Below are 26,222 nucleotides of genomic sequence, written 5' to 3' on the forward strand. Positions count from 1 at the left end.
ATGGCAGTGGTTTTTCCCTTCAAAAGAACTTACCCTTGTACCGGATTCTAAAGAGTTAAGGAGATATCATCTTCACGAAACCCATGTACAAAAGGCTATTAAGATGGGAGTAAGAAAGTCTAAACTTGAAAAACGTGCGTCAGCCCACACTTTCCGCCATTCATTCGCAAGCCATCTTCTGGCTGCAAATGTGGATTTGCGGACCATACAGGAGCTTCTCGGTCACAGCAATATACACACTACAATGATTTATAAACAGACAGTTCAGTCTACAACTATCAGGGAAAAGATAAGTCCTCTGGATTTTGATGATAGTTTTTTCAAGTCTTTGAAGTACTCTTAATTTATAAAGCCCAAAGTTTTTTATTGTTTATATAATTATTTCAGTTTGTTGTTTTGGTCTGACCCCGTTAGTTTAGCAGAATTTAGGTTGAAGTAAAAACTCACTATGTCTTGTTAAACGGGTATTAAGCAGTTATAATATTTTTTTAAAAAGGAGATAAAATTTATGAACAAGCCCTGAATCTACCTGTTGAAGATAGGGTTTCTCCCATCGACAAGCTTCTTGAAAGTACAAATTTTTCTTTAAAAAAAGATGTTGAAGAGGCTTGGATAGAGGAAGTTGAAAAACGATATAATGATTTCAAAAGCGGAAAGACTAAGCTTATTTCAGGAGAAGAAGTTTTTGAAAAAATAAGAAAAAGATTTGGAAATGATATATAGTTTTCATGAGGAAGCAGAAAAAGAACTTTTTTTAACAGTTGACTACTATGAAAAACTTCAAAAAGGTTTAGGGTTGAGGTTTTCAAAGCAAGTATCTGATGCCATAAAAATAATTTGTGAATTTCATTTAGCTTTTCCAAAAAATGATTTGAAAACAAGAAGATGTCTGGTAAATAAATTTTTTTTTGGAATACTTTATTAAACTAATAAAGAAAATATCAGAATTATTGCTGTAATACATTTACACAGAAAACCTGATTATTGGAAAAATAGATAATTTATGAGTTTTATAAAAGAAAATCAGCTTGTTTTTGAAAATTCAAGCGACTCGATAATCGTTCTTCAAGACGGTTTGTTAAAATATATAAATTCAAACGGATTTAAAATTATAGGATATGAGTCTGAAGAAATAATAAATCATCATTTCACCAAATTTGTATACAAAGAAGATATTTCCCTTGTTGAATCAAGATATAAACAAAGACTTAACAACGAGCCTATTCCGGAAGTTTACCCTTTCAGACTTGTTTCAAAAACCGGAGAAAATGTCTGGTTTGAAATCCATGCAATAGAGATTGTGTGGGAAGAAAGACCTGCTCACCAGAAGAAAGCTTGCTGAAGTTGCTTTAAGCAAGAGAGAATCCCAGATAAGAGCTGTTTTGAACGCAGTTCCGGATATGCTTTTCCAGGTAAGAAAAGACGGGACAATTTCAAGTTTTCGTTCTGCCAAGGTTACAAAAACATCATATCCCGATGATTTTACAGGAAAGCATATAGCAGAAATTATTCCTTCAGAGCTTTTTGACGATTGTTTGAATAAAATCAATGAGGCTTTTAATACAAAAGAGGTGATTGTTTTTGAGTTTCCTGTTGAAAATTTTAAAAGGAAAAGATTTTACGAGGCAAGAATTGTTGCATACAGCTATAATGAAGTATTGGCCCTGATACGTGATATTACAAAGAGAAAGCTTAAGGAGGAAACCCTTAAAAAAAATCAGGAATTGCTGAAACAAGAGCTGAAAAGGCTTAAAACAAGTATTAAAGGTCGAAATCCTTTTGAGGGAATAGTCGGACGAAGTAAGAAAATGCTGGATGTTTTTGATGAGATTTTAAAAGCTGCATCAGGTTCTGCCCATTTATTGATTCATGGTGAATCAGGAACAGGTAAAGAACTTGTAGCCCGTGCTGTCCATGATTTGAGTGATAGAAGTTCAAAGGGCTTTGTTCCTGTAAATTGTGGAGCAATCCCTGAAAATCTTCTTGAAAGTGAGTTTTTTGGATACAGAAAAGGAGCTTTTACTGGAGCTGTATCAGATAAAAAAGGATTTATGGAGCTTGCAGATTCTGGAACTCTTTTTATGGATGAAATTGGAGAAATAAATCTTAATATGCAGGTAAAGCTTCTTCGTGTAATTGAAGGAGGAGGATTTACTCCTGTTGGAGGAGTTGAGCTTCTTGTTCCTGATATAAGAATAATAGGTGCAACCAATAAAAATCCTTTTGAACTTGTAAAACAAAAACTTTTAAGACAGGATTTTTTTTACCGTATAAATATAATTCAGATAATCCTTCCTCCTTTGAGAGAACGCCTTGAAGATCTTCCTCTTCTTGTTTATCATTTTCTTGAAAAATTTGGAAAAGGAGTGAATTTTCCCTCAATTCCTTCAAAAATAATGGACAGGTTTTTATCCCATTCCTGGCCTGGTAATGTGCGTGAACTTGAAAATGCTGTTCACAGATATGTTACCATGGGAAAAATTGAACTTTCCACAATGGATGGTTTGCCAAAAAAGGAAGAAATTGAATGTGAAAATACTTTGGGAACTGATTTAAAGACGGCTTTAAATGATTTTGAAAGACGGCATATTTTAAAAGTTCTTGAATTAAATAAATGGCAAAAGGGTAAAACTGCATCACTTCTTGGGGTACACAGAAAAACCCTTTTCAGAAAACTAAAAGAACTTGGAATAGAATAGTCTAAAAATGTGTCAATTTTGACACAAGCTTGTTTGAGCCCTTTAAAACACCCTCCTTGATAGAAATATCTACTTGATGTGGCAATTTAGTCACAAAAAAGAGTTTTTCATTTTACACTGAATATAATCAAAAAATATATAAATTTAAGATAGTTATCTTCGGTTTTTATCGGTGGCATATCCTTTGCTTTAGATTAGTTAATAATGAATACAAAGAATAAAAAATCTAAAAGTATGAAAGGGTATAAAAATGGATTTTTCGGCAGAATACAAAAAAAAGTGCGTTGAAGCGTCAGAAGCTGTAAAAGTAGTGAAATCGGGAGATATTGTTGACTATGGCTTTTTTAACGGACGTCCGGTTGTCTGTGACAAAGCTCTTGCAGACAGACATGAAGAATTAAAAGATGTTTTAGTTCACGGAGCTGTAACCCTTCCCCCTGTTCCGGAAGTTGTTCAAAAACCCGGCTCATTTATTTATCATGATCTCCAGTTCAGCAAGATTTCAAGGGTTCTTCAAAAGGACTACAATCTTTGTTATTATTATCCAATCATGTATCATCAGGCTCCTTCATGGTTTAGAGACAAGATTGCTCCCAAAAGAAATGTTGTTATTTGTTCTGTGTGTCCAATGGATAAAAGCGGATATTTTAATATCGGGCCCCATAACTCAGCGTCATTGGCTGCAATGGAAGAATCTGATTATGTAATTGTTGAAGTTAATAAAAACATGCCTGTATCCCTTGGGGGAGCAGAAGAATCAGTTCATATTTCAGAAGTGGATTTCATTGTTGAAGCTCCAGCAGATCTTACTCTTGTTGATCTTCCTGTTCCAGAGGCTTCAGATGCTGACAGAAAAATTGCAGAGCATATAGTTGGATTTATTAAAGACGGCTCTTGTATTCAGCTTGGAATAGGTGCAATGCCAAGTGTTGTTGGAAAAATAATAGCTGAATCAGATCTTAAAAATCTTGGCGGACATACAGAAATGCTTTCTGATGCCTATGTTGACATGATTGAGTCGGGAAGAATGAACGGCAAGATGAAAAAATTTGATAAAAACAGAGTTCCCTATACTTTTGCACTTGGAAGTAAAAGACTTTATGATTTTATTGATAATAACCCGGCAGCAGCTTCATATCCTGTAAATTATACAAATGATCCCAGAATTATTGCAGAACTCGATGATTTTGTTTCAATAAACAATGCCCTTCAGGTTGACCTTTATTCCCAGGTTAATGCTGAAAGTCTTGGAATAAGCCAGGTTTCAGGAAACGGTGGAATGTGGGACTTTGTAATTGGAGCTCAATGGTCTAAAAACGGAAAAAGCTTTATCTGTCTTACTTCAACATTTAAAAATTCCAAGGGTGAAGAAAAATCAAGAATTTTGCCTGTTTTTGAACCAGGTTCAATAGTTACAATTCCAAGACATCAGGTAGACTATATTGTAACAGAATTTGGAGCGGTTCAGGTAAGAGCCCAGTCTACATGGAAAAGAGCGGAACTTGTCATAAGCATAGCTCATCCTGATTTCAGGGAAGACCTTATCAAGGAAGCTGAAAAAATGAAGATCTGGAGAAATTCAAATAAAAAGTAAGATTTTTTAATTTTTTTTAAACCTGAATTGAGCAATTTTCAAATTATTATGGAGAGAAGAGATTTGAAAAATTTAAAAATATTTGTTTTTGCATTTTGCCTGTTGATTTTTCCAATGGGGGTATCAGCAACATTTATTGATAACAATACAAATTTAAGTGCTGAATGGACAAGAATGCAGGCAAGAACAGGGTCTTTTGATTCTATGGACGCAATTACATACAACCCGGCCGGAACTGTTAAAATGGAAGATGGTTTTTATTTAAGTCTTCAAAATCAGGTTCTTCCCAAAGCCTACTCCCATAAGTATAACGGGGAAAAATATGAGGCAGACAATACAACTTTTTTTGTTCCGGGTTTTTTTGCAATGAACAAAAAAGGTAAATGGTCACAGTTTGCAGGCATAAACGTCATTGGAGGAGGAGGTTCACTTGAGTATCCTGACAGTATTTATACAAAAAAGGGTACTGATGCTGTAAACCTGACTCCTGGAAAGGAAAGTATTTATACAAGTGTTTATATGGGAGTAATTGCCGGAGGAGCTTTAAATATAAATGATAAGCTTTCTGTTTCCCTTGCAGGACGGCTTGTGTATGGCCTTAACAGTCTTGAAATTGAAGATGGTGATATGTTTGAACTTGAAAAAACAGCCATTGGGTTTGCACCGATAATTGGTCTTAATTATCAGGTAAATGAAAAGCTTAATATTGGATTCAGACATGAATTTAAAACATCCCTTGAATTTGAAGTTGATGAAATGAAAGGTGCTATGGCTCAAAAGATGCAAGCTATGACAGGGCTTAAAAAAGGAAATAAAAGCAGAAAAGATTTTCCCGCACTTTCAGCTCTTGGAGCAGCTTACATGGTAAATAAAAAGCTGAAAATTGCAGCAGATTTTACATATTGCTGGAATGAAGAAGTAAAATGGGATGAAGATCCAAAAGGCGATAATGCCTGGGAATTGGGTCTTGGGGTTGAATATGAAATAAAGGAAGGCCTTAAGATAAGTTCAGGTTATTCCTATGTTGATGCAGGTCTTGACGTGGATGATTATTCAACAGCAATTGGAAAAAACCCTTATCATCTTATTGGGGGTGGTTTTATGATATCTCCCATGGAAAATATGAAACTTAATTTTGGTGCAAGCAGGCTTTTTTACGACGAAAAAACAGATTCCGGAGGAATAAAGTATGAAAAAGAACTCTGGATTTTAGGAGCAGGAATTGAATACAGGTTTGATTAATATCTAAACCGGAGTTTTTTTAAAAAATAAATTTAAACCAGAATAGAAATTTTTATAATTTTGGTTTAAATGGATAATAAGGTTTGCCGGATTTGGAAAAGTCCGTATTAACCCGCCTCTTTTATATAAAGGCCGGCTTTTTGCCGGCCTTTAATCTTTTTAAAATTAAGAAAAAAGTCTTTTTTCAAAACGGTTTTTAAGATTGTCCAAAAAATTATCCCAGGGATTTTTATTTTCTTTGTTTCTTTCTTCCATCTGAGCCTTCATATCTTCAAAAAGTCTATTTATGGTAGAAAGAACATTGTCCTTTGGAACTTCAGTATTTTTAGCAGTATCTGCAAGTTCATCTGTCAGTCTTTGAAGAAGAGATTTACTGTTATCAGAAATTTTAGTGTCAGCTTTTGACTTATCTGATGTATCAGGTCTTTGAAAGGTTGATTTTTCAATATAATCATATTGTTTTGTAGCTGAATATCTAAGATTTGCTTCAAAACCTCCAATTGTGTCAAGTCCTGAAATAGATACTGCATTATCAACTGCTTTATCCATGTTTCCCCTTGAAAGATGCTTCATTGATTTTTCAAGTTTTGATATTGCCTTGTTTATATCCCTTAATTCTTCCTTGCTGAAGTCTCCTTCAAGTGAAATTTCATAGGAGCTGCTGTAGTTAATATTTGCTGAAAAACCAGCCATGGAAGCTGCTGAGTCATTGGTCTTTTTAAATGCTGAATAAGTTGTCATTTCAGAATCATAGGCAGAAGCAGCTCTAAGTGTTACAATATCGCCTTCTTTGGTGGTAAGCTTCAGTTCTGTTTTTTTTGATTCAGACTGAGCAATTCTTCCGGCACTGGCAGATTGGGTTTTTATAAGATTTTGATCCCCACGGGACTGCTCCTGAAAAGGCAGGTTGTTGGGTATAAAATTCAGCTCCATGGTTTTTTCTCCTTAATTTATTCTGAATTGAGGGGTTATTGACTTTTCACCCTTTGGTTTATTTGTATTTCGGCTTAAAAAAATAAAACTTTATTTTGTTTTTAAAAAATGCTGATTTTCCAATAAATATTTTCTGGTTTATAAAACTTTTCTTGGTTTTTCAAAACTGTGGCTTATCAGATTTTGAAATGATAAATTGGGAAGAAATATAAACTGCTTATGTTTACAAATATCCCATTTTAATGGTGGAGGCTCTCAAGAAATCAGTTCTTTATAACAAAGGCAGAAAAGAATTTTACCTAGCTGGAACAAGAATTCTTTCAGCCTAAATTTAAACCCATTTAGGTAAAAACATAAATTTAAAAGTGATAATTTTTTAGATGACACCAGGCCCTTTTGCTGGTATTCTGTAGTGCTTTTAAAAAAGAGACCTTTCAAATTTTTAAAAATCAGACATTTTGAAGAGGTTTATTTTTTATGCTTTTCATCCATTTGCAGTATTTAAGTTAATATAAATAGAGGTAAAAAAATGAGCACAAAAACAAGAATAGAAAAAGATTTTCTCGGGGAAAAAGAAATACCGTCAGATGCATATTACGGGGTTCAAACACTGAGGGCCCAGGAAAATTTTAAAATAACAGGGATCCCAATTAGTTCTGAGCCCAGGATGATTGAAGCACTAGGTTTTGTAAAAAAGGCGACTGCATTGGCAAATATGGATTTGGAAGTGCTTCCCAGGGAAATAGGAACTGCAATTTGTTCTGCTTGCGATGAAGTAATAGCTGGAAAATTAAATGATCAATTTGTAGTTGACGTAATCCAGGGGGGTGCAGGAACCTCAACTATAATGAACGCTAACGAGGTGATTGCTAATCGTGCCATTGAAATTTTAGGCGGAAATAAGGGTGAATATAATCTTGTACATCCAAATAACCATGTAAATTGCTCCCAGTCTACAAACGATGCTTACCCTACATCATTAAGAATTGCTTTGGTAAGGATCATTCCTGATCTTATGGAGTCTCTTCAGTCACTATCAAAGGCGTTTAGTGAAAAAGGTGAAGAGTTTTCCAATATTTTAAAACTTGGGCGGACCCAGATGCAGGATGCAGTTCCAATGACATTGGGCCGTGAATTTAAAGCATTTGCTAAAGCCATTGGCGAAGATGTTGCTCAATTGGAAAATGTTGGGAAACTTTTTTTAGAAATTAATATAGGGGCTACTGCCATAGGCTCTGGTTTAAATACTCCCTCAGGATATAAAGAATTGACAGTTGGCTATCTAAGTGAGCTGACCGGGTTGGAACTTAAGTCAAGCGAGGATCTTTTTGAAGCAACCTGGGATACAGGTGATTATGTTCAATTGTCCGGGGTTTTAAAGCGAATTTCGGTTAAGTTGTCAAAAATTTGTAATGATCTAAGGCTTCTTTCATCTGGTCCCCGTGCCGGGTTTAATGAAATTAATCTTCCCAAAATGCAGCCTGGTTCTTCAATTATGCCTGGAAAGGTAAATCCTGTTATTCCTGAAGTGGTAAATCAGATTGCATTCCAGGTTATTGGAATGGATTTAACAGTGACCCTTGCAGCAGAATCAGGACAGCTTCAGCTTAATGCAATGGAACCTGTGATGGCTTTTGACTTGTTTTCCATGCTTGATATGCTGAAAAAAGGTTGTTCTGTACTTGAAGAGCGCTGTGTTAAAGGGATAACTGCCAATGCTCAAAATTGCCGGGATCATGTTTTTAACAGCACAAGTATTGTAACAGCACTTAACCCTATTATTGGTTATGAAGCTGCTGCTTCAATTGTCAGTGATTTGTTGAAAACCAACAAAAGCGTTAAAGAGCTGGTGATTGAAAGAAATCTTGTATCAGCAGAAGTTTTGGATGAAATCTTTTCAACAGAAAACCTTATGAATCCAAAGTTTTTCAAATAGAAATATGCTTACCAAGGCTTAAATTAAATCTTAGCCCTGGTTAAGCCTGAATCTTGTAAATTGTATCAGGCTGAAAATCAGTCTGATACAAGATTATTTTAGTATTCCTGGTAGTTTACCCTGAAAAATATTTTGTAAAGTGTAGGTACAAAAATAAGGGTAAGTACAGTTGCAAACATAATACCGAAAATTATTGAAATAGCCATTGGTTCCCACATAAGCCCGCCTCCAAGCCAGAGTGGAACAAGTCCAAGTGAGGTGGTTATTGTTGTCAGAAGAATGGGGCGGAGCCTTTGAATTCCTGAATCAACAATTGCGTGGAAAGTATCCTTGTTGTTTTCTGTTTCTTCAATATTTATTCTGTCAATAAGAACAATTCCATTGTTTATTACTATTCCTCCAAGGGAAATAATTCCGAGAAATGCCATGAATCCAAAGTATGAGCCCGTAATGTAAAGGCCTGCAATGACTCCTACAAGACCAAGGGGAATGGTTAAGATTATTATCAGAGGTTTTCTTATGGAATTGAACTGGGCTATTAGGAATATGATTATAATAAAAAAGCAGATTGGGAGTTTTTTTGCCACAGCACCCATTGCATCAGCACTTCCTTCTGCGTCTCCTCCAAGTTCAAAGCTTATGTTTTTTTGTTTCAGATTTTGGTTGTTATTAAGCCAGGGAGAGATTGCTCTTGTAATTTCAGCAGCTGTGTAATTTGTTTTTACATCCGAAGTTACTGTTATGGTTTTTGTAAGATCCCTTCTAAGCACTTTTGTAGGCTGCCATTCAACTCTTATTTCTGCAACCTGGGACAGAGGAACACCTTTTCCTGATTGCTGAGCATAAATATTTATTGTTTTAAGGTCTTCAATTTTAAGCAAATCAGCTTTTTCATTTTTCATTACTATGGGAATAGTTTTGTCACCCTCCCTAAAGCTGCCTGTTCCTACTCCTGAAAGGATTGTCTGAAGTGAAACTGCAATATCTTGATTTGTTATTCCTGCCATCTGTGCAGCAGCAGGATTAATTTCTATTACAAGTTTTTTAGTTTTCATTCCCCAGTCATCGTCAACATTTTTAGCTCCTGGTATTGTGCGAAGTTTTTCTTTTATTTCTTCTGCAGCAAAATATAAACTTTCTATTTCATCACCTGAAAGTCTTATCTCCACAGGGTTTGCAGAGCCGCCTCCGCTTAAAAGCCTTGAGACTGTATAAGTTGCGTCAGGGAAATTATTGAAAATAAATGAATCAACTTTTTCAATAATATAGTCGTTTATATTGTCTGAGGTGGTGTTTAAAAGAAGATGGGCAGAGTTTGGATTTGATTCTGGGGGCAAATATCCAAGATCATATTTTGGAGCACCTTCTCCAATATAGGAAGACCAGTTTATAATTCCTTCTTTTCCAGACTGGACAAGAAGGTTTTCTTTTACAAACTCTTCAATATTTACAACAACTTGTTCAGTTCTTTCAATTGTAGTGCCAATAGGAAGCTCTAGGTTTACTGTTACAAGAGCCCTGTCGCTTTTTGCCATGAAAATAAAAGGGATTTTTGTTCCCAATATAAAGGAAAGCAAAAATACAAAAACAATTGTTGCTACGGTTAATTTAGAATATTTAAGGCAAAAGATAAGAGCTTTTTTATATTGGGAAGCTATTTTTTCAAAAAATGAATTTTTCTTGTTTTCTGATTTTGAAGACGATTTTATTCCGTATACACAGAAAAGAGCAATTATTGTAAGAGTTAGGATCCATGAGCTTAAAAGAGAATAACTCACAACTATAAAAATATTACCCATAATTTCGCCCATTACAGAATCCGCAAGAAAAAATGCCATAAAAGCAGCTGAGGTGGTAATAGATGATGTAAAAAGTGGAAACATAAGTTCTTTTGCCGATTCTATGGTTGCATCAAGAGAACTTTTTCCCTCATCAATTTTAAAAAGAACTGATTCTGACATTACTATTCCGTTGTCAACAAGAATTCCCAGGGCAATTATAAGAGCAGCAAGGGAAACTTTGTTTAAGCCCACGTCTGTAAGGGATATCAAAAAAATTGTTGTAATCATTGCACAGGGAATAAGTGAAGCAACAATAAAACCTGTTCGCAAGCCAAGAAATAAAAGCATGAGTACGAGAACAACAACAACAGACTGAAGAAGATTGCCCACAAAATCATTTACTGATTTTTCAACAACAAAATCCTGGGAGGCAACCCTTTCAAACTCAACTCCATGGGGATATTTTCCCCTTAAACTATCAAGCTTTTCATCAATCTGAAGGCCTAAGTTGATTGTATTTCCGCCTTTTTTCAGGTTTACTCCAATTGCAAGTCCTTGAACTCCGTTTATTCTTACAATATTTGTCTTTGGTTCCTCATATCCTCTTCTTATTGTGGAGATATTTGAAAGTTTTATGATTTTACCCTCATTTGAGGATATAATCATATTTTTAAGATCCTCAATGTTTTCGAAATTTCCTGTGGGCTCAAGGATTATTCTTTGTTGACCGACTTTTATTTCCCCTCCCGGAATTATTATATTTGTTCTTTCAATTAAATTGCTCAGACTGCTTTTTGTAATCCCAGTTTCAAGAAGCCTTGCATCATCAAATTCCACATAGATTTTTTCTTTTTGTTTTCCTGCAATTTCAACTTTTGCAGCATCAGGAAGTTTGATAAGTTCATCTCTTATTTCATCTGCAATATCATTGATTTCAGCATAGGAGTGCCCTTCGGCTGTAAGGCCCACAATAATTCCAAAAACATCTCCTACTTCGTCATTTATTTCTACATGAGCTCCTTGAGGAAGTTCTTTTTGTACATCTTCAACCTTTCTTCTTATTCGGTCAAAAATTGGCTGAAGCTCATAAACATTTTCTTTTAAAGAAATATTGACTATGGAAATTCCTGTTCTTGATTCGCTTGTTATATAGTCAACTTCGGGTATTTCCTGGACAACTTTTTCTATTTTGTCAGAAATAAGATTTTCAATTCGATCCGGGCTTGCTCCTGAATATGCGGTGACAATGCTTATATATCTTATAAGAAAAGGCGGCATATCATCGCGGGGCATTGAATTAAAAGAAGAGATTCCGCTTATGAGCACAACAGTAAGGATGGAAAGGGTTAGTACATAATTTTTTATTGAAAACTTTGTAAGCATGCTTTTCTCCGAAATCTTTACTCAAATCTAACTTTGAGTCCATTGGATAGTTTTGAAATACCTGCTGTTACTATAAATTCACCGCCTTTAACTCCGCTTATTATTTCAAATCCTCTGTCAGTTATCCCCCCTGTTTGAACAATCCTTTTTTCAACTATTCCAAGGCCGTTTGTATCAGGCTTTAATATATAGACAAAATTACTCGAACTATCTTCTCCAACTGAATGAACTGGAACCATAAGGTGTCCACCCGATGAAATGTTTTTAAAATCAAATCTTACATCAGCAGGCATTCCTGGTCTTATTTTTTTTGTGGGGTGAAGAATTTTTATTTTTACAGGATAAGTAGAAGATTTACTGTCAAGGCTATAGGAAACTTCTGTAACTTCTCCATTGAAAACTTTGTCTTTAATGGAGTTGAACTGAATTTCAACCAGATCTCCTTTTTGTACAGAAGATATATATATTTCAGGAATTCCCGAACTTATTTCCATTTTCTCAAAGGATTGAATTTCAAGAAAAACCTGACCTGCTTTAATGTTTTCCCCTTCTTCAGCGGATTTGTTTGATACAATACCTGAAACAGGAGCAGTTAACTTGTAATATCCCAGTTCTCTTTTTTGAAGCTCTGCATTTCTTTTATCAGCAAGCCAGGTGGCATTGGCATTTGCAAAGTTATCTTTTGCAGCTTCATATTCATTAAGGGAAATATTGTTGTTTTCATAAAGACTTTTAAGTCTTTCAAGATTTGATTTAGCAGTTTTTCTATAAACCTGGGATCTGTTTAGGGAGGCAAGCATTTTTTCATACCTGAGTTTTGCATCTGAATCATCGAGGACTGCAATTAATTCTCCCTGGTTTGTTTTGTCGCCTTCTTTTACATTGATTTTTTCAATTTTTCCTCCAACTCTAAAGCTTAGTCTTGATATTCTTCCAGATTGTGAAACACCTGAAAAAGTTCTTGAATGCATCTCGTTGGATTTAAAAACCTGAATATATTTTACAGGTCTTACTACCTCTTGTTCTTCGCTTTGTTTTTCTTCGGCACATGAAAAAAAACCAAGAAACAAAGCAAAGATAATTGCTATTTTAAGTTTTGAGTTCATTTTTTCTCCTTGTTGAAACCTGAACAGAGCGTCCCATATTTTTGGAATTAGTTGTTTTGTATATAATCTTTCATTTTTTCTCCTTGTTGAAACCTGAACAGAGCGTCCCATATTTTTGGAATTAGTTGTTTTGTATATAATCTTTCATTTTTTCATTAAAATTTTGGTTTTCTTGATCTGAATAAAAAAAAGAATATCTTCCAATTGTTCTCTGAAGCTTAAGCGTTGTTGATAAAAAATCGTAAACTGAATTCATCTGACTTAGATCTGCACTTAATGATTCATTTTGTGCATTCACAAGCTCAGTAACAGAGACCTTTCCCCTGGCATAGAGATCTTGAACAAGGACAAGGCTTTTATTTGCATAGTCGGCTGAAGTTTTAGATGCTTCAAGGTTTATAATTTTGTTTAAAAGTTCAAGAATTGCCGCTCTTACATTGACTTCAATTGTGTTTGAGATGATTTTTCTTTCTTCTTGAAGCTTGTCAAGGTTGAGCTCGGTTTTTTTTCTGTCAAGATTTATTCTGCCCTTTGAATAAAGAGGCCATGAAAGGTTTAATGCAATAGTCCACTCATTATCTTCAAGATCTTTGTTGGGAATACTTGAACCCTCACCGCTTCTGTCAAAAATATGTAAAGCTTCTCCCGCAACTGAGGCAATAGGAAGAAACCTTTCCCTTTTGTACCTTTTAAGTTCCCTTGAGTAGGCTTTTTCGATAAAATTAATTTGTTTTATTTCCGGAGAGTTTTCCAGGGCTTCTTTTACAAGGAAGTCGGAAAATTTTTTAAATGTGGAAGGGTTGTTTATATATTTGTAGGATTCTTTTGATTTATAATTTTTGAAAAGTTCACCTTCCAAAGATTCATCCACAAGATAAATTTTTTCCCTAAAAGCTCTGTTAAGTATTTTATTCAGGTTTAATATCTGAAGCCTGTGGGTGTTTGAGGCTTCAAAAAGGTCCTTTGCATCTGTTGCTACTGAACTTTTCCACCTGTAAACATCTGATTTTCCTGAATAGCCGGCAACTTCCCTTTGCTCTGAAATTGAAAGGTGCTTTTTTGTAAGCTGAAGGTTGTCTTTTCTTATTTTTGCTATGGTTTTTGCTTTTAACACATTGAAATATGCTGTGGCTGCCTGGTTGACAATGTCTAGTTGTTTTGTTTCAAGAGCACTTTTCTGGGCTTTAAGATAGTTTCTGCTTGCTTCCTTTCCAGAACTTATTGGTTCGGAAAAAATAAGCTGTTCTACCCTGACAGAAGTGGAGGCAGTTCTTTCTGCTGCTGTTCCCATGGAGTTTTCAGCTCTTTTTGAGTCTATTATTGTTTCTCCTGCATTAAGACTTAAGGAAGGAAAATATTGTGATTTTGCAAGTTTGTAATCCTGACCTGAAATATCGGTTTCAAGGGATGATACTTTTAGATCAAGATTGTTTTTTAAGGCCTGCTCAACAACATCTTTAAGACTTAACAATGATTCTTGGTCAATTATATGAGTGTCGATGACTTCAGCTTCTGAAAGAACTGCAAAGGAAGGTTAAAATCCAAGTTTTGAAGCTGTTTCCATGTTGATTACAAATTTTTTCTCAAGGTCCATTTTCACAGGGAGTTGGGATAATTTATTTCCACCTAAATAAGATTCAATATTAAGTGCTATTCTTCTTATGGTTCTTATATGGCTTTCCTCAGGATAAAGGGCTGCGATTGCACCTGAATTTATATCTGAACTTGAAGAGCCGAAAGCTAAAATACCAAGGTTTGAAAGAGCAAGCAGGTAAAAAAGTTTTTTTTCGTTTCCAAATCTTCCAAAATACCCAAGATAAACACTGTCATAGTCTGATATTCTAGTTAATACATCATTAATTCCAGTGGTAAGATGGATAACTCCTATTTCAGCTCCAAAGGATTTTGCTGATTTTTTAAGAGGTTCTAAATTATTTATAACTGAATCAATAATTTCGCTTTGTGCAACTATTGCAAGCTTTTTAAAGGGGTAAACCTTGTGAAAAGTTTTAATGTCTCCTTCAAAATCTTGATTAAAAAGAATGTATGTGAAATTTTTAACTCCGGATTTGTTTTTGTTTGAAACATCAAGCCCTTGAATAAGAGGATCAATTATTCCAACAGCTATTACAGGTTTTTTAAATTCTTTTTCCGAAGAAATAACCGCACTTGAAAGAACGCCTATGCTGATAATAAAATTTACCTGGTTATTGTTTAAAAGTAATTGATAGTTTTCCTTTGCTTTTTTGGCACTCCAGTCAGATGAAAGAATCAGCTAGTCTTTGATTACAATGCTGTCTGTAATAAGAGCTTTGACTTCTTTTTTCAACAGGCTGATAAAGGGCTCCGACATTTTTGGTAAATCATCAACAATTATTCCAGGTACTATTATTTGAGGGGCTGAATATGAAGTGTTTGCAAAAATGATAAAGACAAATAATGATAAAGCGATTATTTTTTTCATTTTATTTCCTTAAATTAAGGACAATAAAAGCCTAGGTTGATAATTGGTCTGAATCTTCCAAGGCTTTATTAGTATCATCCTTTTTCAACTAAAATTATCAGATGGAATCAATGATTGAGTTAAAGGTATTGCTGGGACGCATTGTTTTTTCAAGTTTTTCTCTGTCAGGCTTATAGTAGCCTCCGATATTGGCAGGTTTTCCCTGGGCATTGCTTATTTCTTCAATTATGATTTTTTCATTTTTTTTAAGTTTTTCTGAAATTTTTTCAAATTTTTCTTTAAGCTCAATATCAATATCTTGATCTGCAAGAGCTTTTGCCCAGTAAAGGGCAAGATAGAAATGACTTCCCCTTGTATCCAGTTCCTTAACTTTTCTTGAAGGTGATTTTTCATTCTCAAGGTGGATTCCTACTGCTTTATCAAGGGTAGCTGCAAAAATTTCAGCTTTTTTATTTTTAAATTTTCTTCCAAGATGTTCAAAGGAAGCAACAAGGGCACAGAATTCTCCAAGAGAATCCCATCTTAAATGACTTTCTTTTAAAAACTGATCAACATGCCTTGGAGCTGAGCCGCCTGCTCCTGTTTCAAAAAGACCTCCGCCTTTCATAAGGGGAACTATTGAAAGCATTTTGGCACTTGTTCCAAGCTCTAGAATTGGAAAAAGATCTGTAAGATAATCACGTAAAACATTTCCTGTTACAGAAATAACATCTAGTCCTTTTCTTATTCTTTCAAGGGAAAATTTCATTGCATCATCAGGATTCATTATTCTTATATCAAGGCCTGAAGTGTCGTGCTCTGGAAGATATTGTCTTACTTTTTTAATAATTTCCAAATCATGGGCTCTTTTTTCATCCAGCCAGAAAATGGTGGGAAGGTTAGTTATTCTTGCCCTTGTAACAGCAAGTTTTACCCAGTCATAAATTGGAGCATCTTTTGTCTGGCAGGCTCTGAAAATATCCCCTTTTTCAACCTTTTGCTCAAGAATGGTATTTCCGTTTTCATCAATTATTTTTATAATTCCATTTTCAGGGGCTTCAAATGTTTTGTCATGGGAACCGTATTCTTCAGCTTTTTGAGCCATAAGGCCTACATTTGAAACGCTTCCCATGGTTGAAGGATCAAATTCTTTGTTTTTATTGCAGTCATCTATCACTGCCTGATAAATGCCGGCGTAAGATCTGTCAGGAATCAAAGCTATGGTGTCATGGAGCTTGTCATCAGGGCCCCACATTTTTCCGCCGTCACGAATCAATACAGGCATTGAGGCATCTATTATTATATTGTTTGGAACATGGAGATTGGTTATTCCTTTGGTTGAATCAACCATGGCAAGTTTGCAGCCTTTTTCATATGAAGCCAGGAGATCTTTTTCTATTTCATTTTTTTTGTCTTTATCAAGGGTTTCAATTCTTTCATAAAGATCATTAATTCCATAGTTTTCATTAAATCCCAAAGATTTGAGAGTTTCTTTGTGTTTTTCTAAAGCATCTTTATAAAAAACAGATACACAATGCCCAAACATTAAGGGGTCAGAGACTTTCATCATTGTCGCCTTCAGATGAAGGGATAAAAGAAGGTCATCTTTTTTAGCCTCAAGAATTTGGTCTTCATAAAACTTTCTCAAAGCTTTTACATTCATTGTTGTTGAATCAATAATTTCGTCTTTAAGAAGGGCGGTTTCTTCCTTGAGAATGGTTGTTTTTCCAGCCTCATCAATATGTTTGATTTTTACTGTGCATTCTTTGTTTATCAGAGCAGATTTTTCATTTGAATAAAAATCCCCCTCAGTCATATGGGCAACTCTAGACTTTGAGTTTTGGGGCCAGGGTTTGATAAGTTTATGGGGCTTTTTTTGCCCAAAATCCTTTACAGCTGCAGCAGCTCTCCTGTCCGAGTTTCCTTCTCTTAAAACTGGATTAACTGCACTTCCAAGAACTTTTGCATATCTTAAATTAATTTGCTTTTCTTCTTTTGTTTCAGGTTCTTCAGGATAATCTGGAATATCATATCCTTTTTCCTGAAGTTCTTTTATTGCAGCTTTAAGCTGTGGAATTGAGGCACTTATATTGGGAAGTTTTATTATATTTGTTTCTGGTTTTTTTACAAGGTCTCCAAGTTCTGCAAGAAAGTCTGGAATTTTTTGATCTTCTCTTAATTTTTCGGGAAAATTTGCAATAATTCTTCCGGAAAGGGAAATATCCTTTTTTTCAAAAATAATTCCGCTATCTTTTGTAAATGCCTGGAGAATAGGCAGGAGCGAATAAGTGGCAAGGGCTGGTGCTTCGTCTATTTCCGTATAGATAATTTTTTGGTCTGTCATTTTTAATCCTTAAATTTAAGCTGGTTATGGAAAAATATTTAAAAAATTGTCCAAAGCTGAAAGCCTGGTTCTTTATTTGTAAAAAAATTAAAGAAATTTTAAAAAAATTACCATATAGTTCAATCTATTGCAATTGTCTTGATGTATTGTAAAGATTTTCAATTTTGCTGAAAAATTAGTTCAAGTTATTTTTTTTATTGAATTTTTAAGGTCGTTTTTAAGGTCTTTTCTGTCTTCAAGTCCTGTGCTTATTCTTATAATAATTTTGTCTTTATATTCAGAAGAAAGGTCTCTTCTTACTTTTCCAGCGGAAGCAAGACTTTTATAGCCTCCCCAGCTGAATCCCAGTCCGAAAAGTTTTAAAGAGTTGAGAAATTTTGAAATTTTATCAAAACAGATCTCTTCCTTAAATATAAATCCGAAAAGTCCTGAACTTCCTTTAAAAAATTTTTTATAAAGCCCATGCTGAGAGTGGGATTTGAGGGCTGGATGAAGAACTTTTTCAATGATCTTTTCTTTTTCAAGCCAGGAAGCCAGATAAAGAGCGGTTTTTTCATGCTCTTTTAGTCTTAGTTTTAGTGTTTTAAGTCCTTTTAATGCAAGAATACAGTCTTTTGCAGAATTACAAACTCCCATTAAAGAGTAGTATTTATCAAAATAATCAGAATGTTTTTTATTTATAGAAGCACTTCCCATTAAAACATCAGAATTGCCTGAAATATATTTTGTGATTGATTGGATTGAAATATCAATTCCATTTTCAAGGGGTTTAAAATACAAAGGAGTTGCCCAGGTATTGTCCATTATTGTTATTAAATTATGTTTTTTTGCAGTTTGAACTGTTTTTTCTATATCTTGAATTTCAAAGGTGATTGAGCCAGGAGATTCAATAAAGACTGCTTTTGTGTTTTCTTTTATAAAGTCTTCAATGTTTTCTGAATCTGAAGGAAGATAATCTGTTTCAATATTAAATTTTGGTAGAAAAAATTTACATAAAAGTTTAGTTGGCCCATAAACATTGTCACAGACAAGAATATGATCACCGGATTTTAAAAAGGCTAAAAGAACATGTCTTATTGCACTTATTCCTGAAGGGAAAATTCTTGTGATTGAAGCATTTTCAAGAATATTTAAACTTTCTTCAAGTTCCCTTTGGTTTGGCATCCTGTTTGTTCCATAATAAATCCCAGTATATTTTCCCTCTTCAGCAAGAATCATCTCTTCATGGGAATTGTATAGAATTGTTGATGCTTTGTATTCAGGTGAATTTATTGTGCTTACTCTTTTACCTCCTATTATATTGTGATCGAAATCAAGATTTATAATTTTTGTGAAATCATCCAATTTAATTTACCTTTCTATTTTAGTTTAAAGGCTGAAAGATACCATATCAGGTAATTTGTTATATTATAAAAAACTTTATATATATGAAGATAATGATTTTGTATTCAGAGTCTTTGAATTTATAAATTTACCCTTTCAAAGTTTGAAAAAAAAGACTATTGCTTAATCCATTTTCATATTAACTTAATAAAATGGTGTAAAAATGACAGCAAAAACACAAAATCATCCTATCCAAAGCGGTATAGCTCTTCTGCCTTTGGGTCTTTTTATTCTTATTTTTCTTGGAAGCGGTATTTTTTTTCATTTAAGGGAAACCCCCTATGCCTTTTATCAGCTTTCAGCTCCTGTTGCTATTTTACCTGCAATTATTCTTGCAGTAATTTTAAGCAGCCAGCGTCTTGGAAAAACAATTAATTCTTTTTTGACGGGAATGGGCGACACAAATATAATGGCAATGTGTATGATTTATCTTCTTGCAGGGGGATTTAGCTATGTTGCAAAGGAAACAGGGGGAGTTGATGCAACTGTAAATTTTGCCCTTGATATTATTCCTTCAGGTTTTATTCTTCCCGGAATTTTTATAGTAGGAGCCTTTATTTCAACTGCAATGGGAACATCAATGGGAACAATAGCTGCAGTTGCTCCTATTGCCCTTGGGATTGCTCAAAAAACCGGAATTCCTCTTCCATTAATGGCAGGAACTGTGCTTGGAGGAGCAATGTTTGGAGACAACCTTTCCATTATTTCAGATACAACAATTGCTGCCACAAGAACCCAGGGTTGTAATATGAGAGATAAGTTCAAAATGAACATTTTTATTGCACTTCCAGCGGCAATTATAACAATTTTATATCTTTTCTTTGCAAAGTCAGGAACATCTTCAGTAGTTCCCATTGGTGATTATAATTTTTTTCAGGTTATCCCATATATAGTTATTCTGGTTATGGCAGTTTCAGGAATTAATGTATTTGTAACTCTTTTTACAGGAATAATTCTTGCTGGTATTTTAGGTTTTTTCACAGTTGACACCTATAACCTTCTTATTTTTTCAAAGGATATTTACGGCGGTTTTACTTCCATGCAGGAAATTTTTCTTTTGTCCATGCTCATAGGCGGGCTTAGTGCTTTGATGAAAAAAGACGGGGGACTTAACTTTGTAAGTTCAAAAATTGAAAAAATGATTAAGTTTTTTTCCAAAGGCGGTAAAAGCAATAAAGCAGCAGAGCTTGGAATAGGATTAATGGCTTTTTTTACAAACCTTTGCACTGCAAACAACACTGTATCAATTATTGTTACAGGAAGTGTTGCCAGAGAAATTGCAGAAAACAACAATATAGAGCCCAAAAGATCAGCAGGTATTCTAGATATTTTTTCCTGTATTTGTCAGGGGCTTATTCCTTATGGCGCCCAGGTTCTTCTTGCAGCTTCAATTTTTAAGATTTCTCCTGTTTTTGTTACAGGAAATGTTTTTTACTGCATGATTCTTGCTGTTTGTGTAGTTATTGCAATTATGTTCAGAAAAAATGCGGATAATTGATAAGAGCATAAATATGAATATGTATTTAAATGTTGATTTAATTCAGGATAATGACTGGGCTGAAATAATGAAGCTTCAAAATAAGGCCTATGATACAATTGAACCCGAAACAAGCGAAGTTCTTGGTTTAAAAAATAAAGTGTCAAAAAAACCTGTTTTGTTCTTAAATATAAAAAAGAGTTTGCAGGATATTTTTTATCGCTTCCTTATCCTGAATTTAAAACACCATCAATGGTTAAGCCTGAAATAAAAGCTTATAGGTCTTCAAATCTTCATCGGAGGATGCCAAGTAAAACGAGTAATAAAATTCAATGAAAATATAGATGTTTCTTTGTCTTTAAAAAATAGTGCTCTATATAAAAAAAGGCAGATCCTGTGAAATGGAACTGCCCTTTTTTGTATTAACTTTTTGAGAACATTTTTGTTTTAGTTTTGTTTTTTCCTCATAAATGAACAAAGTCCTAGTATTCCAAGACCAAAAAGAATTAATGTTGAAGGTTCAGGAACAGGATCAAGAGTGTTTGAAAAAGAGCCTGCTTGAATGAATACGCCTGAGTCATAAGCGTAGTCTCCGGCATCTGCAATTGCAAGCTTTAGATTATAGGTTTCACCTGGAGTAAGGTCATTTATGTTAACTGTAAACATGGACGTAAACCCATCGTATTCAAACATGTAGTCTCCGTTTTCATTGTCAAAATAAAATGAAGAATTTCTGTTGTTATTGACGTTATTGATTGAAACAGGAGTTTGTGTTCCAGGTATAAGAGCATAGTTGATATCGTTCATAAAAAAGCCGAATACATCGTTAAAGCTACTGTCTACATATTCGTTGTATTCATCTGATGCAAATATATAGTTGAAATATGCATTTTCCCCTGAACTTTGAAAATCTATTGACAGTATTGTTGCATCAAAGGTTTCATAGCCAGGAATAAGATCGTCAAGTATAGATGAGCCGGGCAAATTGTTATTTCCGGTTATTGAGTCACTTGTATTTACTGTTCCGTTAGCATTTAAAGCAAAACCAGATGTTAAAAGAATTCCTTTGTCAATTTCAAGTCCTGATAAAAGGCCATCTGAAAAATATCCCGAGGCTTCATTTGCTCCGGTATAAGATGTCCCAACGATTGTAATTCCTGTGCCTAAAAGTGTTTGTGCCATATTATCCGAATTGTCAAAAGGAGTGATTGTTACAGCACCTGCATTTACTGAAGACATTAAAAATAAAAAAAATATTAAAAATAATGCTTTTGCTTGTTTCATAATTACCTCAATTCGTTAGTTGTTGATATGTGATGAAAAATTGTCTTGTTTTTAAAGTTTCACCTCCCACTGTAATTATATAGTTTGAGAAAAAATCCGTAATTCAAACACTTTGTTTTAAAATATTAAAACTAAAAATAAATTGGGAATTTGTTTTAGAAATATAATATGAATTTATTTCTAAAGTAAATATTTTTTTAAACAAAATAATTCCGGGCTTTGTATTTCAAACAACACTGTATTAATTAATTATTGTTACAGAGTTGCCAAGCCCTGAATTTAAAATACTATTAATCCATCCTCAGGTTTTTTTGGAATATAAAATGTTTAAACAATTAATTTAGCGGGTCAGAGCAAACAAGAGAACTTTATCTTTTTAACTAGCTAAGGTGCTAGGTTAATGGGAAGTTTTTTGTGTTCCCAGATACTTTTAGTTATTTTCTTTCTTTTTGTCTTGTCCAAGCATTCATGGGGCTGCGTAGGGGCTTTAGTGCATGGCCCATGGCCCGGGCAGGCTCTATTATGTAAAAAACCTTGGGGTCTATTTTTTTAACTTCTAGCAGAATCCACCTTAAATCTCTTCGATTGCATACAAGGTAGAGCTCATTGATAATTCCTTCAATTCCCTCGCCTACATATGTAGTGACAGGCAGTCCTTTTGATCTTAAGAAGTTTACCATTTCATTGCTGGAGCTCCTTGTCAGTAATTTTAAAGCAACAATTCCAAAGGCCAGCCTACGTTCGACAAGAATGCCAACTGCGTTACCAGTTGCATATCCAAAGGAATAAAAGATAATTAGAATAGGTTGTTCATTAATCTGGCTGAGGACTGTGCTCACAGCAAAAAGCCAGATGGTAATTTCAAACAATGCTAAAACAAATGCGATGAGAGGTTTTCCCTGAACAGTCATCATTATTCGCATGGTTCCTATGGTAAAATCACACATTCTTGCAAAAAAAATAAACACTCCGGTTAAGATTATACCAAACTCCATCTTGCTCTCCTATGAGGCTAAGTTAAATCATTAGAAAAAAAACAAACCAACTCTGGTTGAAAGAACAGGATCAGCTGAAGGTTTGTAAGTTAATTTGTTAAGTTCTGTTTTTTTATAAAAAGAAATTACTTATTTGTCCAAGTTTATCAGCAATAAGTACAATTCCTAAAAGAATTAAAAATACTCCTGCAAAAACATTTAAAAATCTTATAAACTTTCTTGTTTTCTGCATAAAACTTAAAAGAAAATGAATGAAAAAAGAAAGAATAAAAAAAGGAACTGCAAGGCCAAGAGAGTAAATCAAAAGAAGAAATCCTCCTTGAGTCATTGTTTCCTGGGAACTTGCAATAACAAGAATACTTCCAAGAATTGGCCCTATACAAGGAGTCCAGCCTGCTGCAAAGGCATTGCCGGCAAAAAAAGATCCAATCAGATGGACAGGTTTTTGTTTTAATTCTATTCTTTTTTCCATCTGAAGAAATCTAAGCTGGATAATTCCTGTTAAATGAAGCCCTAAAATTATCACAACGGTTCCGCCGATAATTCTTAGATAATTCCCAAATTTTGAAAAAAGTCCACCTGCAGCTGTTGCAGAAAATCCCATGAGAACAAAAACAAGGGTAAAACCTGAAATAAACATTAAAGTGGATAAAATTATCTGTTTTTTAAGGGCACTGTCCTTTTCACGTTCAAGTAGCTCTTCAATGGAAACCCCTGTGATAAAAGAAAAATATGCAGGCAGAAGCGGAATTATACAAGGAGAGAAAAAAGATAAAAGTCCTGCTCCAAATGCTGCCGGGATAGTTATTGTCTGTTCAAACATATTCCTCCGGAATCAAGTTTTAAAGTTTAATTTTATCCTTGTGAGACTGGAATTAAATTAGGGTTACAATTTAGTTTCCGCTTAATTCAATACTTTTGTCATGGGCGGCCTTAACTGCTTTTTCAACAATTTTTTCCATATTTTCAGAAACAAACTTATTAAGGGCAGCTTCTGTTGTTCCTCCCTTTGAAGTTACTTTTTGTCTTAAAACTTCAGGATCTTCACCTGTTTGTTCCATAAGTGAAATAGAACCTTTGGCTGTTTGAAATACAAGTTCAAAAGCCTGGTCTTTGGTAAGTCCAAGTTTTTTTCCGGCATTAACAAGGGTTTCAATAAAATAGAAAAAATAGGCAGGCCCTGATCCTGAAACAGCTGTTACAGAATCCATAAGGTTTTCTTCAACAACAATTGATTTTCCCATGGAATCCATTATTTTTTTTGCTGTTTTAAGGTCTTTTTCATCTGGGTTTTTTCCTTTGCAGATTCCGCTCATTCCCATTCCTGAAAGACAAGGTGTATTTGGCATTACTCTAATTACAGGGAAATTTTTTTCGTTTTTTTCATTTGTAAAAGAATAGATAATGCTTTCAATGGTTTTAGTTTTTATTCCAGCTGCAATGGAAATTATAAGTTTTTTTTGGGTAAAATTAGTTTTTTTAAAAGACTCTTTTAAAACTTCATCAAGAACCTGGGGTTTTACAGCAAGAATTATTATATCTGATTTTTCAATTACTTCATGATTAGATGAGCAAAGACTTAATCCGTATTTGTTTTTCATGTATTCTTTACGCTTGGAACTTAAATCATTTGCAAACAAAAAGTCTTTTGCTGCTATTTGTTTTTCAATCATGGATGAAATTATGGCTTCCGCCATATTCCCAGTTCCTATAAAACCTGTTTTGAAAAGCATTTTTTTCCTTTCCCAGACGGTGAAGTTTTTATTTACTAAAGTTTTTAAATTTTTTTAACAAACTCTGATTTGAGTTTCATTGGGCCAATTCCCTCTATTTTGCAGTCAATATTATGGTCGCCATCAACCAGCCTGATGTTTTTTACCTTGGTTCCCACTTTTACAACCGAAGAAGAGCCTTTGATTTTTAAATCTTTTAAAACACTTATGGTGTCACCGTCATTAAGGGTGTTTCCGTTTGCATCAACAATTCTTTTTTCCTTGGTTTCTTTTTCTTCAGCAGGGGCTTCTTTTGACCATTCATTCCCGCATTCAGGGCAGACAAACATTATTCCGTCATCATAGGTATATTTTGAACCGCATTTTTTACAATCTGGAAGGTTGTTCATTTATAAATCCTTATTTTTATCGGGTTATTTGTTTATTTATATCTTAATAGGCGAGGGTGGTTAGGGTTTTTGCAAAAAATTATAATAAATCTCTATATCAGATGAACTGGATTTGTCACACTTGAATCTTTGATTTTATACTTAACAGCAAAAAAAGAATATTGAAAAATATGAAAATTAATTAGAAGATGGTTTTATTCATAAATAAAGGCATTAGATTTTTTTTGAAAAATTTTTATAATCAAAGCTTATGGTGAGTTTGACAATCTAAAAGGAGATAAATAATGGAAAGTTTGATTTTTAAAAAAGAAGGCAAGATAGGACGGGTTACTCTTAACAGGCCTGATAAATATAATTCTTTTAACCTTGAAATGGTAAATGAGTTTGATTCTCTTCTAGATAAGCTCAGATATGACGAAGAAACCACAGTTATTGTTCTTGACGGAGGTGATGCCAAAGGTTTTTGTGCAGGACTTGATACTGAAAAATATGTAAATGATATTTTTGCAATGAATCCTGTAAAAGCTTATGATGCCCAGGCAAGAATGAGCAGACTTTTTCTTAAAATGCGTCAGATTCCCCAGCCGATTATTTGCTGTGTTCACGGTGCTGCTGCAGGAATCGGCTTTTCCCTTGCAATGGCATCTGATTTAAGAATTATTTCAGATAATTCAAAATTTTCAGCAGCTTATATAAATATTGGTCTTGGCGGAGCTGATATGTCTTCAAGCTATTTTCTTCCAAGGCTGATAGGAGCAGGACGGGCCTATGAATATCTTTTGACAGGCAATTGGATGAGTGCTGAAGAATCAATGAGCCTTGGTTTTGCCTCACGCCTTGTTTCAAAGGAAGAGCTTGTTCCAACAGCAATGGAGATTGCCAAAACAATGACTACAAAAAACCCCATGGGAATAAGGATGACCAAAGAGGCAATTAACGTAAACCTTGATTGTGCTGGACTTGAAGCTGCTCTTCTCATGGAAGACAGGAATCAGATGATGATTACCTACACATATAAAATGAAATAAGGGCTGAATAAAAGTTTGAGATTTTTAAGCTCTTAAGTGGATTGAGAGATTAAATTCTGAATTGTTGCCAAGAAATTGTCACCAAGAAAAAAGGAGATTAAAATGAAAATAAATATCACTTTGGATATCACCCCTGAAGAGTTGAGAAAAGCTTTTGGACTTCCGGATCTTAATTCTTTTAATGAAAATATTATGAAAAAAATGATTGAGGGAATTCAGTCGGGAAAATTTGCTCCAGAAGAGCTTTTTAAAACCATGAATCCGGCATCAAACCCAATAGGCAGGATGTTCATGGACTTTGCCATGAAAAATATGGATATCATGGGTAAAAAATCAACAGATAGAAAAGAAGAAAGCAATTAGTTTGTTTAGAGATTTAGAATAATTTATGTTTGATTTTCAGATTTGGGAGAGGTTTTGGGAAATAAATTTTCAGCTGGGCAGAGCTTCAAATCTCTTTTTAAAAAATCAG

The 26,222-nt window shown here is 34.2% G+C and carries 23 protein-coding genes; 11 read left to right on the plus strand and 12 right to left on the minus strand.

Annotation, left to right across the window (positions count from 1 at the left end; genetic code table 11):
* From RBR53_04390 to RBR53_04415, 6 genes are all read left to right on the plus strand, one after another.
* A partial coding sequence (locus tag RBR53_04390) for a tyrosine-type recombinase/integrase (protein ID MDY0131888.1) occupies positions 1-343 on the plus strand: 343 nt, incomplete at its 5' end.
* A gap of 369 nt (positions 344-712) precedes the next feature.
* Entirely contained in the window at positions 713-925 is a 213-nt protein-coding gene (locus RBR53_04395; GenBank protein ID MDY0131889.1) for a hypothetical protein, read from the plus strand.
* A 78-nt stretch (positions 926-1,003) separates the two neighbouring features.
* Positions 1,004-1,342 carry a PAS domain S-box protein gene (locus RBR53_04400; protein ID MDY0131890.1) on the plus strand — a complete coding sequence of 113 codons (339 nt, stop codon included), beginning with the start codon at positions 1,004-1,006 and terminating at the stop codon, positions 1,340-1,342.
* Positions 1,343-1,382: 40 nt separating this feature from the next.
* On the plus strand, positions 1,383-2,699 hold the full coding sequence (locus RBR53_04405; protein ID MDY0131891.1) for a sigma-54 dependent transcriptional regulator: 1,317 nt from the start codon (positions 1,383-1,385) through the stop codon (positions 2,697-2,699).
* A 250-nt stretch (positions 2,700-2,949) separates the two neighbouring features.
* Positions 2,950-4,293 (plus strand): acetyl-CoA hydrolase/transferase C-terminal domain-containing protein, encoded by a 1,344-nt coding sequence (locus tag RBR53_04410; GenBank protein ID MDY0131892.1) that lies wholly within the window; start codon positions 2,950-2,952, stop codon positions 4,291-4,293.
* A 63-nt stretch (positions 4,294-4,356) separates the two neighbouring features.
* Positions 4,357-5,535 carry a hypothetical protein gene (locus tag RBR53_04415; GenBank protein ID MDY0131893.1) on the plus strand — a complete coding sequence of 393 codons (1,179 nt, stop codon included), beginning with the start codon at positions 4,357-4,359 and terminating at the stop codon, positions 5,533-5,535.
* Between the two features lie 165 nt (positions 5,536-5,700).
* Here RBR53_04415 and RBR53_04420 read toward each other — a convergent pair whose 3' ends face one another.
* Positions 5,701-6,468, minus strand: a complete 768-nt coding sequence (locus RBR53_04420) for a hypothetical protein (GenBank protein MDY0131894.1) — start codon at positions 6,466-6,468, stop codon at positions 5,701-5,703.
* A 529-nt stretch (positions 6,469-6,997) separates the two neighbouring features.
* On the opposite strand from RBR53_04420, the gene aspA reads away from it, so the two are divergent.
* Positions 6,998-8,404, plus strand: coding sequence for an aspartate ammonia-lyase (gene aspA / locus RBR53_04425; GenBank protein ID MDY0131895.1), 1,407 nt, complete (start codon positions 6,998-7,000; stop codon positions 8,402-8,404).
* A 98-nt stretch (positions 8,405-8,502) separates the two neighbouring features.
* Here the strand turns inward: aspA and RBR53_04430 are convergent, their stop codons facing one another.
* The 6 genes from RBR53_04430 to RBR53_04455 form a co-directional block, all read right to left on the minus strand.
* Positions 8,503-11,568 (minus strand): efflux RND transporter permease subunit, encoded by a 3,066-nt coding sequence (locus RBR53_04430; protein ID MDY0131896.1) that lies wholly within the window; start codon positions 11,566-11,568, stop codon positions 8,503-8,505.
* A gap of 17 nt (positions 11,569-11,585) precedes the next feature.
* Positions 11,586-12,674, minus strand: a complete 1,089-nt coding sequence (locus tag RBR53_04435; protein ID MDY0131897.1) for an efflux RND transporter periplasmic adaptor subunit — start codon at positions 12,672-12,674, stop codon at positions 11,586-11,588.
* A 121-nt stretch (positions 12,675-12,795) separates the two neighbouring features.
* A complete protein-coding gene (locus RBR53_04440; GenBank protein MDY0131898.1) occupies positions 12,796-14,145 on the minus strand; it encodes a TolC family protein in 1,350 nt (449 codons plus the stop codon).
* 804 nt (positions 14,146-14,949) lie between these two features.
* Positions 14,950-15,138 (minus strand): hypothetical protein, encoded by a 189-nt coding sequence (locus RBR53_04445; protein MDY0131899.1) that lies wholly within the window; start codon positions 15,136-15,138, stop codon positions 14,950-14,952.
* A gap of 97 nt (positions 15,139-15,235) precedes the next feature.
* Positions 15,236-17,461 carry an NADP-dependent isocitrate dehydrogenase gene (locus RBR53_04450; protein ID MDY0131900.1) on the minus strand — a complete coding sequence of 742 codons (2,226 nt, stop codon included), beginning with the start codon at positions 17,459-17,461 and terminating at the stop codon, positions 15,236-15,238.
* A 180-nt stretch (positions 17,462-17,641) separates the two neighbouring features.
* Positions 17,642-18,805, minus strand: a complete 1,164-nt coding sequence (locus RBR53_04455; GenBank protein MDY0131901.1) for a PLP-dependent aspartate aminotransferase family protein — start codon at positions 18,803-18,805, stop codon at positions 17,642-17,644.
* 202 nt (positions 18,806-19,007) lie between these two features.
* Between RBR53_04455 and RBR53_04460 the strand changes: the two genes are divergently transcribed.
* Both RBR53_04460 and RBR53_04465 read left to right on the plus strand, forming a co-directional pair.
* On the plus strand, positions 19,008-20,342 hold the full coding sequence (locus RBR53_04460; protein MDY0131902.1) for a Na+/H+ antiporter NhaC family protein: 1,335 nt from the start codon (positions 19,008-19,010) through the stop codon (positions 20,340-20,342).
* Positions 20,343-20,355: 13 nt separating this feature from the next.
* Positions 20,356-20,592 carry a hypothetical protein gene (locus RBR53_04465; protein MDY0131903.1) on the plus strand — a complete coding sequence of 79 codons (237 nt, stop codon included), beginning with the start codon at positions 20,356-20,358 and terminating at the stop codon, positions 20,590-20,592.
* Between the two features lie 176 nt (positions 20,593-20,768).
* On the opposite strand, the gene RBR53_04470 is transcribed toward RBR53_04465, so the two are convergent.
* The 5 genes from RBR53_04470 to RBR53_04490 form a co-directional block, all read right to left on the minus strand.
* A complete protein-coding gene (locus RBR53_04470) occupies positions 20,769-21,605 on the minus strand; it encodes a choice-of-anchor L domain-containing protein (GenBank protein MDY0131904.1) in 837 nt (278 codons plus the stop codon).
* 434 nt (positions 21,606-22,039) lie between these two features.
* Positions 22,040-22,600: a DUF5698 domain-containing protein gene (locus RBR53_04475; GenBank protein ID MDY0131905.1), complete on the minus strand. Its 561-nt coding sequence runs from the start codon at positions 22,598-22,600 to the stop codon at positions 22,040-22,042.
* A gap of 112 nt (positions 22,601-22,712) precedes the next feature.
* A complete protein-coding gene (locus RBR53_04480; GenBank protein MDY0131906.1) occupies positions 22,713-23,423 on the minus strand; it encodes a cytochrome c biogenesis protein CcdA in 711 nt (236 codons plus the stop codon).
* A 70-nt stretch (positions 23,424-23,493) separates the two neighbouring features.
* Positions 23,494-24,333 carry a pyrroline-5-carboxylate reductase gene (gene proC, locus RBR53_04485; protein ID MDY0131907.1) on the minus strand — a complete coding sequence of 280 codons (840 nt, stop codon included), beginning with the start codon at positions 24,331-24,333 and terminating at the stop codon, positions 23,494-23,496.
* A 44-nt stretch (positions 24,334-24,377) separates the two neighbouring features.
* The gene (locus RBR53_04490; GenBank protein MDY0131908.1) at positions 24,378-24,722 is read right to left on the minus strand and encodes a zinc ribbon domain-containing protein YjdM; all 345 of its coding nucleotides are present in this window, start codon (positions 24,720-24,722) and stop codon (positions 24,378-24,380) included.
* A 284-nt stretch (positions 24,723-25,006) separates the two neighbouring features.
* Here RBR53_04490 and RBR53_04495 point away from each other — a divergent pair, with 284 nt between their 5' ends.
* Together RBR53_04495 and RBR53_04500 are read left to right on the plus strand one after the other, a co-directional pair.
* On the plus strand, positions 25,007-25,750 hold the full coding sequence (locus RBR53_04495) for an enoyl-CoA hydratase/isomerase family protein (protein ID MDY0131909.1): 744 nt from the start codon (positions 25,007-25,009) through the stop codon (positions 25,748-25,750).
* 102 nt (positions 25,751-25,852) lie between these two features.
* Positions 25,853-26,113, plus strand: coding sequence for a hypothetical protein (locus RBR53_04500; GenBank protein ID MDY0131910.1), 261 nt, complete (start codon positions 25,853-25,855; stop codon positions 26,111-26,113).
* The last annotated feature ends 109 nt before the right edge of the window (positions 26,114-26,222 follow it).

The organism is Desulforegulaceae bacterium (assembly GCA_034006035.1).
GTDB lineage: Bacteria > Desulfobacterota > Desulfobacteria > Desulfobacterales > JACKCP01 > JACKCP01.